We start from the raw sequence: 15,861 nt of genomic DNA on the forward strand, positions 1-15,861 counted from the left end.
AACGTTTCCCTAGTAGCTGCGAAAATAAAAAGCCCAACGGCTAAGCGTTGGGCTTTGGGGCAAGTATAAAAATTGAAAAAGTTATGAATTCGAGCGCGCTTTCGTCGACTCTCGAGTGATGAGTTTAGCTTCTAAAACTTGCTGAAACGGTGCTTCTTGCGGTTGAGATATATGCTTAATCAGCTCTTCTACCGCTATCCGAGTCATTTCTTCCACAGGTTGTGCTATCGTCGTCAAACCCGGCCAAATATGCCTTGCGATAGGTGCGTTATCAAACCCAGCAATAGATAACTGCTCGGGCACTTTGATCTCTCGCTGTGTAGCAAGTTTTAACACAGCTGCAGCCATGTAGTCATTTGATGCAAATACAGCCGTTGGTCTTGGCTCTAAGTCCAATATGGCTTTTGCACTGTCTGCACCTGAGTGATAACTAAAGTTACCTTCTGCAACTAACCGCTCTCGATATTCAATACCATGCTTTGCCAGTGCTTTTTGGTAACCAGAAAAACGATTTTCTGTGGCACTGTGATCAGGGTGACCTTTAATAAAGGCAATTTCGGTATGACCTAAATTAATCAAGTGCTCAGTTAACTCAAAAGCGCCCTGCTCGTCATTACTGCGAATTGAAATTGAGTCATCGCCTTCAATGGCAGAAGCAACGCGTGCATAAGGAATATTGCGCTGCTTTAAAAAAGCAATAAGCTCATTGGAGTCTGAAAACGGCGGAGTAAGCACAATACCGTCAAGTCTCGATGTGGTAAGCAGCTGATCAACATTGTCGATAAGGTCTTGGCCGCGCAACTCACAAGGATGTATCAATAAATTGTAACTATGTTTCTGACACGCTTCCAGCGCACCACTTTGCACTCGCGTGATATAGCTTTTTGATGGGTTGTCGTATAAACAACCGATGATAAAGCTACGATTTTGTGCCAAACCGCGTGCGATAGGGTTAGGCTTATAATTCAGCTCTTCAAAGACCTTCAGGACTTTTTCCCGCGTTGCTGGACTAACATTTGGCTCGTTATTTAATACCCGAGATACTGTCTTTTTAGACACTCCGGCATATTCGGCAACGCTATTAATAGTTACTTTTTTCATCGATTTTCCCTTAAGCCCGGCGTCGCTCATGAATACATGCTGCTGCGCCAATCAGTGGGATATTATCTTGTACCACCAAAGTAACTGGAATTTGGCTCGTGTACTGTGACATCATGCCTTTTTCGGTAAAACGTTCAACAAAGCTACTTGCTTGTAATCGCGCTTTCATCCGCGGCAAGATCCCACCACCTATATAAACACCACCTAAGGCACCAAAAGTCAGTGCTAAATCGCCAGCCACACTACCCATCCAGTCACAAAAGTGACTCAATGTTGCGTCGCACACTTTACATTCTTTCGCAAGCGCACTGATCTGCGCCGCATTAAGATCTTTAGCTTGCTCACCACGCACTTCTGCCATGGCTTTGTAGAGTCTCGCAATACCTGGGCCCGAAAACACCGTCTCGACTGAGACATGTTGAATACTCGCGCGCAGTACCGTTAACAGCTCTTTGTCTAAGGCGGTAACCGGTGCAAGCGAGATATGTCCCGCTTCACAGCTCATCACCGCGCTGCCGTTAATATCTCTAGCAAGACAAGCAGCACCAAATCCAGTGCCAGGACCCATTACGCCGATATTTGCACCTAATTCAGGCTGGCCTTGCTTAATCACTAGGTTTTTCTCTAGTGCTAAGTAGGGCGCCGCATAGGCAAAGGCAGCAAAGTCGTTGATCACGGCAAGTTCGGTAAAATCGAACTGGGCTTTGATGTCTTCGGAATTAAAATGCCAACCTAAATTAGTTAAATGAACTTGCTGAGATTTGATAGGACCGGCAACCGCGAGACAGGCTCGGCTTGGCTGCGCAACAGGTAGCTCAGTTAAATATTTTTGGATAGCGGATTCAAAAGACTGGAATTCAGCACTAGGAAAAGTGGCTTGATGCGTAATTACAAAATGGTTAGTTCGCGTATCAAAATCTGACACGATTGCAAATCTGGCGTTTGTTCCCCCGATGTCGGCAACGACAATCGGCTCAAACGGCACGGATGAATGGCTTGTTGTCTGGCTCATATTATTATCTCTTTATCACTGCGATTATGCTTGGGCTAACATCAGGGCTGCCAGCACACGTCCTGCAATTTACTGTCTCAACTCGCCAAAATTTGCACGCCTTGGCTTTTGCTCTTACCTGTTATTCTGTTAATTTGGTAAAAAAATGCTGCCCTTGGCATAGGGCAGCCAAATACGTTTTGACAACAAAATGATAAAACATCGACATTATGACACCGGTGTCAGACTGTATCAATAAAAATTTGCAAATTCGGTGAAATTGGTTGAAAAAAAAATTGAATGGCTGACAATGTCACTGTCTTAAGCGTTGAGAAGAACATGAAAGGTAAAGCAACTTCATTTGATATCGCCCATTATGCTGGCGTTTCGCAATCTACGGTGTCGCGCGCCCTAAGAAATAGCCCTTTGGTTAACGAAGAAACTCGTCGTCGCGTTCATGAGATTGCTAAAAAGCTTAACTATAAGGTCGATAAAAACGCGAGTAATCTGCGCACTCAGCAAAGCAGTACATTGGCTTTGCTGTTATTTGAAGATCCCACAGAAGACGAGTCACAAATTAATCCTTTCTTTTTAAGCATGCTTGGCAGTATTACCCGAGCGTGCGCAAAAGAAGGCTATGACCTTTTAGTATCGTTCCAATCGACGAGCAGTGATTGGCATGCCGATTACGAGGACAGCCATCGTGCTGACGGGTTAATTTTACTAGGCTATGGTGATTACATCGATTACCAGTCAAAGTTACAAACTCTACTCGACAACCACACAAAGTTTGTTTGTTGGGGGGCAACGGTTGATAACCGTCCAGACCTAACTGTGAGCTGCGACAATTACGGTGGTGGTGTATTGGCTGCAAAGCATTTAATCGATATGGTCAGAACAGATTGTGCGTTTATTGGCGATGCTTCGGATCACAGCCCAGAATTTTTTGCGCGCTTTAAAGGCTTTAGAGACACCCTTAAAGCAAAAGGTATTGAGGTGAGCGACCGTAAGATGGCAAATGCGATTTCCACAGAAGACTCTGGGTATCATGCAACTCGCTCCTTAATCGCCAACAATGTTAAATTTAACGCGCTTTTCGCAGCTAGCGATCTCATTGCTATTGGCGCGATTAAGGCGCTTCAAGAAGCAGGCGTTCGCGTCCCTCATGATGTACATGTCGTTGGCTTTGATAACATTGCCGCGGCGGGTTATGTTTCTCCCTCTTTAACTACTGTGCAGCAAAACACCACATTGGCAGGACAAATGCTGGTCGATAACTTACTTACGCTTATCCGAGGTGAAGCAGTAGCCTCTACTCTCTTGCCGCCCAAACTTATTATTAGACAATCTTCGCGATAGCTAGGGCCTGTTTGACCTTTGCTGTTTGCTGCAAAAACAAACTTGAAAGATAAACAGGCCCTAGATCTTCAGCGGAATCGAATAAAAAATGCCGAACTCATCTTCGGCATTTTTTATGTGTTTACTTACTGCTTGTTATTTCAGTTTACTTTCTACGATTGGGTAGTGATCCCACACTTGTTTTTCATTAAGAGAGCGTACTAACTTTACGTATTCAGCATGTGTCCAAGCCAAAGGCGTCGCCGAGTTGGTTCCTTCGCCAAGTTGATAACCAAAGGTATTTTTACCCACACCATCCCATACTTGCTCTGGTAACATCATGCCTTCATTAGCAAAGTGCTCCATCCCCTTCACATAGGTATTTTGTATTTTGCTCTGTTCATCCGCACTTAACTCACCATCAAGCAGCGCCAGCGCAATATCATAGTGACCACGCTCTCCGGTAAAGAAAGGCCACACTCGACCGCGTTGACCATCGGTATTCTGACCATTTTCGGCATAATTGATACCACGCTTCTCGTCTTCACCATAACCGTCGTTACCGTAACGGCGGTACCCCGGATAACTATTAACATCACCATCAAATTTAAAGCTATATTTTACTCTTAAGTTTTCAGCTATCGACTCATCATCGTATTCAGGCATGGTAGCCACAATGCTCGGGGCATCAGCCCCTCTAACCCCGTAACGCACAAGTTCCAAGAAGCCACCGTCGATGATCTGCTTCTTATCCATTCCGCTGCGGCCATTATTGGCATTTAAGGTCGTACTGGAATTAGGATCTTCATCTTGTCCAATACGGAAGAAATATTGACCGTCACTGTGTTTGCTTTGCAGATTACCTTTGGTTGTGAACATGAATGACTCAACATCACGATTGTACTGCTGCGCCGTCGCAAGGAATTTCTCTTGTCCTGCTTTATCACCGACCAATTTAGCAATGTCGCTCGCCGTCACCAGGCCTGCAATGATTGCCGCGGTAGTCGATGGTGAATAGCCATTTTGCTCTTCCCAACGCTCTTGTTGCGTCGCAGGCGGTGTGATTTGCGTGTCATTCCACAAGATTTTAGCCAGTCCTCCTTCAACTAAGAAATTAGCCGCAGGCTTTAACATCTTATTGTACCAATAAACCAGTCTATCATCGCTTAGCACACCCGCTTGCCACAGTTTCCATGCCAGCATAATCGGCATTGCAGTTTGGTCAAGTTGTACACCAACCCACTCAAGCTCGCCATCTACATGCGTTTTTTGTAAGAACCAGCCAGTATCACCGTGGTTACCCGGTGTTTTATCCGTAACCTGCACTTTTTCTAGATACTCAAAAGCAGTGAGTGCTGTTTGTGTATCTCCCATCGCCAAAAATGCCATTGCTACTTGATAAAAATCACGCACCCATACTGCTTTATAACCGGTATGGCCTTGCTCTGCTGGCACTGTGTCACCCCACGGATTTGACAACGATGCTATCAGCGCGCCGGCATGGGTTTTATCTTCTTGCGCCTTAAGCACAAGCGCACTGGTGTAAAGTAACTTGCCGTTGTCTGCGGTATTTGCCGTCATGGACTTTAGCGGCACTAAACTGTCGAGATAATCTTGCCAGCCCGTCGCTTCGCCTTGGCCATTATAATCAGCCAGTACTTTATCGTAACCTTTGGCTAATGTGGCAGCCCCCTCAGCAAAGCTCTGCTGCTGAGAATGACCAAAACTCAAGGTAAGATCAAAGGTGCTGCTGCCCTTTACTTGCCCTAAGTTTGCCAACCAATTAACGTTGCCACTCTCTTTACCTGTAGACGCATACGCTTGGGCTATATGTCCTGTAGACTCAAGTGCCGCTAAATTATCGCTGGTGCCAGTAAAACCAACAGATGCTTCAACAAAGCCAGTTTTGCTCTGCAAAGAGAGATAGTTCTTACCTTCCCATGCTAACAGACCTTGTTCTGTCACTTTCGCAAAATCGTTTAAGCCATTGTTATTCACGTATGGATTAACGTTCACAAAAGTCTGTACATCTTTGAGATCAGTATCTACTTTTGCTCTAACAAACAAGGTTTGACCATCAGGGTCGGTAAAAATGTGCTTTTCAAGGGTAAAGCGACCTTGTTTATCTTTGCTTAAAATTTTGTAAGCCAACGATAACGGTCGTCCACTGGCATCTTTATAAAGATAGTCAATCGTGACATCAAGGGCGTCAGTATCAGATTCTTTCACTGCAAAGCCGTCACCCACGATGATAAATTGTATGTCTTTGATCTGCGCTTGGTGAATAAGTCCAAACATGGTCTCTGTGATCATCCCTTTTGCAACAGAAAACCATACCTTTGAAACTGCTTTAGTAGCCGTAGAATCGCTGTACTTGCCGTCTTCGTAGGCTTCATACGATGTACCTATCCCCGTTTTTCCAGAGTATGACCAATAAGGTTTAACGCCAGGTGCACCTGGTGCCGTCAGGGTTTCACTGCCAGATTGCTGTGATCCGCAACCCATGAGGCCAGCACTTACCAAGGCTAGTGCGATTGTTGATAGTTTAATCATCTCGTTCTCCTTATTGAGCCTTTATCGTGACTCTTGAAACAGCTAATGCAGCGAGTAAAAATGACACGCCTCCGATGACAAGTGCGAATATCGGTTGGTTATCAAAACCATGACGCAGAATTAGACCTAGAATACTGGCGGCGAGTAATTGTGGGATCACGATAAAAAAGTTAAAGATCCCCATAAATACACCCATTTTGTTGCTTGGCAAAGCGTTACTTAACATCGCGTAAGGTAATGACAAAATAGATGCCCAAGCAAAGCCAATGCCCACCATTGGCAACCAAAGTAATGTGGGATCACCAATAAATTTGAAGCTAATTAAAGACACTGCACCAAAAAACAAGTTAGCTGCATGTGCCCCTTTGAGGCCGATGCGCTTAACCATGAATGGGATCACCATCGCAGCAATAGCAGCAAAGCCATTGTAGGCTGCAAATAACACCCCGACCCAATCAGCACCGTCGTTATAAAGCTTGCTCGTTACATCTGACGTACCATAGTGATGGCTCGTCACCGCTGAGGTGGTGTAGATCCACATGGCAAATAGCGAAAACCAGCTAAAAAATTGCACCACAGCAAGCTGCTGCATGGTCTTTGGCATCGTAAATAAGTCAAAAATAACATGATAAAAACCATTACTTACAGTCTGTTTTTGCTGCATCACATGCGCAATGACAAATACAATTGCAAAAGCGATAAGCAGCCCACTAAGCAAATAAAGCTCTTTTTCAAGGCCAAGAAGTGCAACGGCAAGCAACACAATAACGCCAATGAAACCGCTCACCACACTGCCTTTTAAAAAGTTCACAGTTAGGTCTGACAGTGTTGCGCTTTGCGTATTCGTTTGCGCTTGTTCAAAAGCAGCGAGTTGCTCAGGGCTATATTCTTTCGTTTTTAGAATCGTCCACAATACGGAGATGAACAAAATAGCTCCCCCCCAGTAAAATGCGTATTTTACCGAGTCAGGGATTTGTCCTGCAGGAGCTGTGTTACTCACCTCAAACCAATTGGTCATCATCCAAGGCAGCGCAGACGCGACCACGGCACCAACACCAATGAAAAAGCTCTGCATCGCATACCCTGTTGCACGTTGCTTTTCATTCAGATTATCACCTACTAATGCTCTAAACGGCTCCATCGTGACGTTAATTGACGCATCCATGATCCACAGCATACCCGCCGCAATCCAAAGCGTTGGAGAATTGGGCATGATGAAAAGCGATAGCGTGGTGAGAATAGCCCCCCACAAGAAAAATGGTCTTCTACGTCCAAGTCTTCCCCATGTCCTATCACTCCAGTAGCCGATAATTGGCTGCACGATTAAACCCGTTAAGGGCGCTGCAACCCACAAAATAGGGATATCATCGACCTTGGCACCAAGGGTTTGAAAAATACGACTCACGTTGCCGTTTTGTAGTGCAAAACCAAATTGGATCCCAAGAAACCCAAAGCACATATTCCATATCTGCCAAAAACTGAGTTGTGGTTTTTGTTGTTCTTGTTGCATAGGTTACTTCTCTAATTGATAAACCACGCTGGCAAGCGGTGCTAGCGTAATCGTTGCGTTGGCGTGCTCGCCATCAGTCGTTGGTTGTAAATGTAAAGTCGGGTGTGACTCTAAAATATCGTTATAAACACCATGCCACTCTTTAGGCAGATTGACGGTGACTATTTGTTCTTGTTCTGCATTAAAGTTGCTCACGACCAACAGCTTTTGTTGACCTAATTTACGGCCAAATGCCATGACTGTTTCAGCATTGCTTGACATCTCAGCGCTCAGAGCGACTTGCTGGTATTCACCAGCCGCAATCGCCGGCTGCTTTGCAAGATTGAGTAATTTGACGTAGTAATTACGAAGTGCCTTTTGCTCATTTGAAAGTAGCGCGCCATCAAATTCCCCGTTATTCATCCATTTTTGATGTTCGGGTACACCAATATAGTCAAAGATACTGGTTCTGCTTGGACTGCCGAACCCCGCCTGCTCAGAGCCGTCTTCCCCTAATGTTTGTCCAAAATAGATCATCGATGGCGCTGTGCTTATCAGGTGACTAACCACCATTGCGGGTTTACCTTTTAGCGGATCGCCTACAAATTCAGGGCTTGCGATACGCTGCTCATCATGGTTTTCTAAAAAGTGCAACATATGGGGGGCAATATCGGCTACCGATTGATGCATATCCAACACCGCTTGGGCACTACCTTTGCCTTGCATTAACGCCTTCAAGGTGTCGTAGAAACCCACTTTGTCGTAAAGGTAATCCATCTTCCCTTGCTTGATATACGGGCGATATAAAGTGGGGTTATAAACTTCAGCAAGCAAGAAAGCTTCAGGATTTTTTGTTTTAATCGACGAGTTTAAGAAGCTCCAAAACTCTACTGGCACCATTTCCGCCATATCGTAACGGAAACCGTCTACGCCCTTTTCTAACCAAAAGTGGGTAATGGCTTGAAATTTGTACCAACTATCTGGCAATTGCTTGTGTTGCCAAAATTCAAAATGTGCACGGTAATCCTGCTGAGCATAATCGTCAGGCAAGCGGTCGAAATCGTAGCTACCGTCAGGCTTCACCCCGTAATTCACTTTGACGGTTTCATACCAATCATTAATATCAGGCTTTGCCGCACGAGCTCCGTTACCGGTCCACTTTGCTGGATTTTCTGCAAATTTGCCATCCGCCAATGGATGAGATCCACCACCTAACACCTGATAGCCTTCACTCGTTGGTACGGTAAATTCCTCACCAACCACGTAATAAAAGTTATTGTCCCGAGCATATGCAACTTGCGTGTCGTCATTCGCGCCAAAATCGACAGTTCCTTTAGGCGCACCGAGTGACTCATAGTTACGAGCGACATGGTTTGGCACAATATCAATGATCACTTTTAAGCCGGCGTCATGTGTGCGTTTGATTAAGGCTTCAAATTCAGCCAGTCGTGCAGAAGGATCGTTAGCAAGATCAGGGTTAACGTTGTAGTAATCTTTTATTGCATAAGGTGAACCCGCTCTGCCTTTTACAACATCAGGATCATCTTGGCTGATCCCATACTTGCTATAATCCGTCACTACAGCGTGATGGAGCACGCCGGTATACCAAACATGGGTCACACCCATCGCCTTAATTTGTTGTAATGCCGTAGGAGTAAAATCAGAAAACTTGCCTACGCCGTTTTCCTCTAGCGTTCCCCAAGGTTTGTTCACCGCTTTGGTGTTGCCAAAGAGCCTTGTGAAGACTTGATAAACAACGGGTTTGCTCACTGGTGCCACTTCCGATTGCAATGTCATTTGTTCGGTTTTTTTATCAACTGGCTTGGGGCCACAGCCGCTTAAACTTACTGCACCACCCAAAAGCGCTGACACAGCCAATAGTAGAGATTTATTTTTCATAGTGTTGTCATAATGCTGTTTTAAAAGAGTCTACTTGCGTATCCAAGTGCATTGAACCATCTGCATACGTATTCAGACTTTAATTCATCTCACCTTAATGCTGCAGTAACAGCAACGTCGTACTCATTGGTGCTACATCAATAGTGTCTTGTAATCTCATCATCTGGCCAGTCAATAAGTCTTTTCCTTGCGATACCGATTTTAAAAACTCACCAAATCGGCTTAATACTACGCTTTGCTTTTGCTTACTCTTATTCAACAGCACCAATACTTGCTGCTCATCTTGAATACGTGCATAGGCATAGATCCCATCGAAAGGACTAAAATGAACAAGCTTCCCCTTGTGCAGCACTGGATTTGCCTTCCTAAGTTGCAACAACTGACGCAAGTGTGCTTGCATTTCTTGTTGAGACTTATTGAGGCCTAGTCCTGTTTTAGCGTCTTGCTTATGTTCAGGAAAACCGCCTGGAAAATCGATACGAATATCACCATGGTCATCCGATGGGGTATTATCAAGCAAGACTTCTGTGCCGTAGTAAATTTGCGGAATACCTCGAGTCGTTAATAGCAGCGACATTGCCAATTTGGTTTTATTCAAATCTTGCTTTAATTGACTATAAACTCGGCTCATGTCGTGGTTATCAGCAAATATTAAGAGGTTATCTGGGTCTGGATACTGAAAATCATTGGCGATGGATTGATAAACTTTTATCCAACCTGTGTTCCAACTCTCTTCTTCATTCAACGCTTGAATAAGTGCTTCTTGCAATGAAAAGTCCATCACGCTTGGTAAACTCGACATATAGCCATCGCGATTTTGTTTGCCACGCTGCCAATAACTCGCAATAGCAGAATTTGGCGTCCACTCTTCACCCACTATATTGAAATTTGGATATTCCTCCATGATCCGTTCAGTCCACTCAGATAAAAAGGCCTTATCAGAATAGGAATAGGTATCGACTCGAATACCACTTAGCCCAGCATACTCAATCCACCAAATAGCATTTTGAATAAGATAATTAGACATATGTCGTTGCCGTTGGTTTAAATCCGGCATACTTGGTACAAACCAGCCTTCCACAAACTGCTTTTTGTCATATTCACTTGCGTGGGGGTCTTGCACTGTTTGCCGAGCGTGGGTTGTACTACTAAACTCCCCACCAAAGTTTATCCAGTCCAATGTTGGCTTGTCCTTTATCCACCAGTGTTCACTGCCACTGTGGTTGAGTACCATATCCATGATTATGCCAATGTTACGGCTTTTAGCCTCATCAACTAAGGTCTTGTAGAGGGCGTTATTACCCATTCTAGGATCAATACGATAAAAATCTGTCATGGCATAACCATGATAGGAGTAGCTTGGCATATTATTTTCGCGTACCGGAGTCATCCATATTTGACTGAAACCCATATCAGCAAGATAATCGAGATGATCGATCACACCCTGAATATCACCTCCGTGACGACCGCCTCGAAAGTTAGGCTGTGCTTTTTCAATCATTGCAGGCACAGAGTCATTGCTAAGATCACCATTAGCAAAACGATCAGGGTTTAGTAAATAGACGACATCTTCACTTGAAAAGCCGACACGCTCTCGACTCCCATCTACTCGTGCTTGTAACTCATAATTAAATGAGAGATTGAGGTCTTGATTCTTTAGTGTTAGAACACCAGGTTTTGCATCCTCACCAATATTCAGTGTGACAAAAGCGTAATTTGGACTATCACCGAAACTAACGCTCGACAAGCTTACATCGGCATAAGGCACTAATTGCCATGTTGTACCTTGTATATTGTCACCTTTAAGCAATAGCTCTACTTTCTGGTGTTTCATACCAACCCACCAGTTTTGCGGCTCTACTTTCAAATCAATGGCACTAGCTTGATTTACATAAAACCCAAATGCCATGAGAGTTGTTACTGTTATTTTTTTTATTCGATTCATGTTAAATAGCTTCTTAAAAAAGCGCGATGTGTCGGTAGCTCGTGCGCTATGTTTTGATAAATTTGCTTAAGGCTAGAGAACAGCTCTTGTCGCTGTGTGTCCGTTAATTGGTCTGCCAACGGGTGGCATTTTCTGGCTTGTATGCCCTGCCCAATTAACACTTGCTGCCAAGCAGCTTCTGTGAACAAGTCCTCTTCATCACGAGCTAATTGGCCCGTTTGCTCAAACAGTTCGAGCTTGTTTTGCAGTCGCGATGGAATTTCCATTTGTCTACACCAACGCCAAAAGTCACTATCACTGCGCGTAGTTGCCTTGTAATGTAGAATAATAAAATCACGAATTTGCTCCATTTCTCGAGTAAAGCTAGCGTTGCTTGCAGCAATTTGAACATCGTCAAAGCCGGTCTTAGGAAAGTGTTTAATTAACCTAACAATTGAAGTTTGAATAAGATGAATACTGGTTGATTCAAGTGGCTCAAGAAAACCACTCGACAGCCCAATTGCAAACACATTTTTATGCCACTGCTTTCTTCGCATTCCTGTTTTAAAGCGGATGAGCTTTGGCTTTGCCAGAGGCTCTCCTTGCAAATTTGCCTCTAGTGCTGTTAGTGCGGCTTGGTCATCCGTAAAACGACTAGAAAAGACAAAACCGTTACCAACACGATTTTGCAAAGGGATTTGCCACTGCCAACCAATAGCATGAGCAATTGATCGAGTATAAGGCGCAATATCATCGCTTGAGAGCGTAGTTGGGAGCGCGTAAGCACTATCTGCAGCTAACCAATGAGACCAGTCGTCATAGCCAACGTTTAATGCTCCATCAATCAGCAATGCATTCAGCCCACTGCAATCAACAAATAGATCTCCTGAAACCTGTTGGGAATCATCAAGGCATAGTGTTGTGACATACCCCGTATTTGGGCATAAACTTACTGATTCCACTTTTGCGTCGATATGTACCACTCCACGGCTAAGTGATAACGACTTTAGAAATTCGCCATAAAGATTCGCATCAAAGTGGTAAGCATAAGAAACACCAGCAAGTGAGGTATTGGGAATTTTCGTAAGCGGTGCAAACTTATTTGCTTTAGCGACTTGATAGTTAAGAGAGAAATCCCAAAAACTGCTCGATTCACCCAATTGCTGCGACTTCAACCAAAAGTGATAAAAGTCGCAAAACGGAAAAGGCTTACCTATTTGTCCAAAGGCATGCATATAACTATTATTCGCTCGTCCCCATCCTTCGAATTGTATTCCAAGTTTAATGGTCGCATTGGTTTTACGCATAAACTCACGCTCGTCAATACCAAGCGCACGGTTAAAATCAACCAAAGGAGGAATACTTGCTTCACCAACACCAACAGCTCCGATCTTGGTAGAATCAACAACCGTAATTTTGACAATATCACTCATCACTTTAGACAGCAGCGCCGCACTTAACCACCCCGCAGTACCGCCTCCCAAAATTACGACATTTTTTATTTCACTTGATGCCACAATTGTTTACCCCTTAAATACGCAAAAGCCCTTGCAAAAATAGACAAGGGCTTTGTAGCTATAAGCTCTAATTAGAACTTATAGCTTAGACCAAGAATATAGGTGCGACCATAATCTTGGTAATCACGTACTTGTAGAGCATTATCGCCAGAAAGTGCAGTAAATGGCTCTTCAGTGATATTTTGAACTTGGAAGTTAACGGTTAATCCCTCTAGGCTATCGAAGCCTCCATCAGCAAAGTCATAGCCGATTTGCGCATCCCAAATGGTTTCACCAAGAATGTCTACTTGTACTGTATCAAAACCTAAACCATAAACATCGCCTTTAAAGTCACTACGCTTACGCATACTGGTTCTGAATTGGAAACCATAGTTTTCGTAGTAAAGTGTAAAGCTTTGGATTGTTTTCGATAAACCAGGTAACTCATAGTCATTACCATTTTGGTCTTGAATATCTGAGTCAACGCCGGTATGACTTGCGATTAAACCAAAACCTTCTAAGCTATTGTGGAATAAGTTGAATGGTAGTGTTACAGCAAGTTCATAACCTGTGAGATCACCGCCACCGCCGTTAACTTTACCACTGCCAGATCCCATGCTGTTTGGTGGTACAACACCCGTAGCAGGATCTGCTACACCCGTTAAATCGACTTCATAGTTACCATCAAAAATCCATTGCGTGATATCTTTGTAGAATACAGCCGCAGAAAAATAACCTTCAGGGCTAAAGTAATTTTCGTAGGTCAAGTCAAAACCAGTTGCCTCTTTTGGCTCCAATAACGGATTGCCACCAGATACACTCCAGTAGTTACCATTATCATCAGGTTGTTGGTTGTAAGTAGCACTAAATGAAGCGTTCATCTCATCTAGACGGGCACGAGAAATAGTTTTTGCATAACCAAAGCGCACTGTTTGCTCATCATCAATTTTAAGCGACAAGTTTAGGCTCGGTAATAGATGGGAATAATCGTGCTCTGCATCCGTAGGAGATGTTACAACTTTTCCATCAATAGTATCAAATGCGTTGCCTTTAGAGCTTTGCTCAGTTCTTATGTAGCGTAATCCAGCGTTGCCCGTGAGCGGCATTCCATCAAGCTCATAGTCGATACCAACCTGAACATAGGCTGCTATCACCTCTTCTTCAACCTGCCACGATTTGGTAGCATGGCTTGAATTGGTTAAGCTTTCAGCAAGCAAACCAAACATACCATCAGCAACCATCGATCGTGAGTCATATGCAATCATATTACCCATGCCGATGAAGTCTAAATTAGCAGTGCCTAATCTATATTCTTCAGGAACCGTCATCATGCCTGGATTATCAGGGTATGAGAAACTCCCAATAGTCATAAAGTAACCTTCAGACTGTTTCGTCTTCTCTCGATTACGATAAGACATGCCATATTCAATTGACTTAATAAAGCTACTATCAATTGATTGCTTTGCAGCCAATTTCAATGACGTCAGTTCATCTTCAACTGTCGGCGCGTTAATAAATCCATCTTGTAATTGGTTTTCGTAGTCAGTTCCCACAACACCATATTTTTCATTTAGTGCTGAACTCCAACCCCATGATAACGGACCACCGATTTTAATCAGATCATAATCACTGTAATCAAGCTGATGAGAAAATACCGCGCCCGTATTGCCAGAAGTAAATGCGTAACCTAAGTTATCTGCAACACCTCGAGCATCGCCTCGACCTGTCCCTGAGTAACTTTCTAAACTCCAAATCTTACGATCTACATTTGAGTGACTGGCATCAAACTCAAGTTGGATTGTGTCTGTTAAATCGTAAGCAGCATTAAAACCAAAAGAGGTTAATTCTGCATCTCGGTCTTCATAGTCATTGCGCACAACGACACGCTGGCCTTGGGTCACCGCACTAGTAACAAAACCAGACTCTGGGTCAACGGTAGCACCGGCTGCAGAGATTGTCCCTTGACCCCAAGCAAATGGAATTTCTATACCACGGAGAATCTTTTCATCTTTAAAGTCGACGTATAGTGCGTCAAATACCATCGACAGCCTGTCGGTCGGTGCAGCTTCCACCACTAACATTGCTGAATCGCGTTCTAATGTTGACGAACGAACGAAGGGCTTAGCACCGCCTAAAATAGAATAGGTATTACCATCCCTACCTTTAAATTCAGGATATCCCCACGCATTCCAGCGTTTTTCTTGGTTTGGAGATGTCATAGTAGTCAGTGCAAATGCAACCCCTATTTTATCGTCTGCAAACTTATCAATAAAAGAGAAAGTGCCACGTAAACCATCGTCATTGCCATCTGGATTTAATTTATCAAACCCTGTTTTTTCATAGCCAAGGTTTACTTGCACAACACGCTCATCAATGCTCAAGGGCTTCACAGTTTGCATGTCTATTACACCCGCGATCCCTTCGGCTTCCAAACTTGCACTTGGCGTTTTATAAACAGTTACGCCACTCATAATTTCCGATGGATATAAGTCAAATTCAACGCCTCGGTTATCACCGATAGAGACTTGCTCACGACCATTAAACGTCGTAGCACTTTCATTTTCACCGAAACCACGTATTGAAACTTTACTTGCACGGCCATCAAGTCGTTGTGCTGTCAAACCTGGCAGTCGAGCGATTGACTCTGCAATTGATGAATCTGGTAATTTACCGATATCTTCAGCTGTAATCGATTCTACAACTTCATCCGAAAAGCGCTTAGTGTTGATAGATTGAACAACACTCGCTCTGAAGCCCTTCACTTCGATAACTTCTACTTTCTTTTCGTTTTCATCTTTTGCTTTGGTAGCTTGCTCTTCTGCGTACGCGACATTAGTAATACCTGCGGAAATTAATGCCAGCGTGAGTAAACTAGGTTTGAACTTAGACATAATGTTTTATCCCAATTAACCATATTATATTGTGCGATTTGTTCATCAGGCGTGCAAAATGATGAAAAAACAAACGAGCACAGTTGTTGTCAGTCAAATACTAGCGGCTGATTAAATTTGTAAACAACTTTATGCATACGTATTCAAAGCTAGTGCATTTCAACGAAATTTACAGGCTT

9 protein-coding genes are annotated in these 15,861 nt (G+C 43.8%); 1 reads left to right on the forward strand and 8 read right to left on the reverse strand.

The features are described 5' to 3' along the window. Positions 1 to 81 precede the first annotated feature (81 nt). Together EXT48_RS09915 and glk are read right to left on the reverse strand one after the other, a co-directional pair. Positions 82 to 1,101 carry a LacI family DNA-binding transcriptional regulator gene (locus tag EXT48_RS09915; protein ID WP_010378018.1) on the reverse strand — a complete coding sequence of 340 codons (1,020 nt, stop codon included), beginning with the start codon at positions 1,099 to 1,101 and terminating at the stop codon, positions 82 to 84. Between the two features lie 10 nt (positions 1,102 to 1,111). After that, on the reverse strand, positions 1,112 to 2,113 hold the full coding sequence (glk, locus tag EXT48_RS09920; RefSeq protein WP_039495541.1) for a glucokinase: 1,002 nt from the start codon (positions 2,111 to 2,113) through the stop codon (positions 1,112 to 1,114). A 318-nt stretch (positions 2,114 to 2,431) separates the two neighbouring features. Here glk and EXT48_RS09925 point away from each other — a divergent pair, with 318 nt between their 5' ends. Continuing rightward, positions 2,432 to 3,451 (forward strand): LacI family DNA-binding transcriptional regulator, encoded by a 1,020-nt coding sequence (locus tag EXT48_RS09925; protein WP_010378014.1) that lies wholly within the window; start codon positions 2,432 to 2,434, stop codon positions 3,449 to 3,451. A 135-nt stretch (positions 3,452 to 3,586) separates the two neighbouring features. On the opposite strand, the gene EXT48_RS09930 is transcribed toward EXT48_RS09925, so the two are convergent. The 6 genes from EXT48_RS09930 to EXT48_RS09955 all read right to left on the reverse strand — a co-directional run bounded on the left by EXT48_RS09930 (position 3,587) and on the right by EXT48_RS09955 (position 15,682). Continuing rightward, positions 3,587 to 5,983, reverse strand: coding sequence for a glycoside hydrolase family 15 protein (locus EXT48_RS09930; protein WP_130164365.1), 2,397 nt, complete (start codon positions 5,981 to 5,983; stop codon positions 3,587 to 3,589). Positions 5,984 to 5,993: 10 nt separating this feature from the next. After that, positions 5,994 to 7,493 (reverse strand): MFS transporter, encoded by a 1,500-nt coding sequence (locus tag EXT48_RS09935; protein ID WP_130164366.1) that lies wholly within the window; start codon positions 7,491 to 7,493, stop codon positions 5,994 to 5,996. A 3-nt stretch (positions 7,494 to 7,496) separates the two neighbouring features. Next, positions 7,497 to 9,371 carry an alpha-amylase family glycosyl hydrolase gene (locus EXT48_RS09940; RefSeq protein ID WP_130164367.1) on the reverse strand — a complete coding sequence of 625 codons (1,875 nt, stop codon included), beginning with the start codon at positions 9,369 to 9,371 and terminating at the stop codon, positions 7,497 to 7,499. A 94-nt stretch (positions 9,372 to 9,465) separates the two neighbouring features. Further along, positions 9,466 to 11,280: a glycoside hydrolase family 13 protein gene (locus tag EXT48_RS09945; RefSeq protein ID WP_130164382.1), complete on the reverse strand. Its 1,815-nt coding sequence runs from the start codon at positions 11,278 to 11,280 to the stop codon at positions 9,466 to 9,468. A gap of 32 nt (positions 11,281 to 11,312) precedes the next feature. Continuing rightward, positions 11,313 to 12,812, reverse strand: a complete 1,500-nt coding sequence (locus tag EXT48_RS09950) for a tryptophan halogenase family protein (protein WP_130164368.1) — start codon at positions 12,810 to 12,812, stop codon at positions 11,313 to 11,315. A gap of 71 nt (positions 12,813 to 12,883) precedes the next feature. Continuing rightward, a complete protein-coding gene (locus tag EXT48_RS09955; RefSeq protein ID WP_130164369.1) occupies positions 12,884 to 15,682 on the reverse strand; it encodes a TonB-dependent receptor in 2,799 nt (932 codons plus the stop codon). Positions 15,683 to 15,861 lie beyond the last annotated feature (179 nt).

This window comes from Pseudoalteromonas sp. CO348, from assembly GCF_004208845.1.
Lineage (GTDB): Bacteria > Pseudomonadota > Gammaproteobacteria > Enterobacterales > Alteromonadaceae > Pseudoalteromonas > Pseudoalteromonas maricaloris.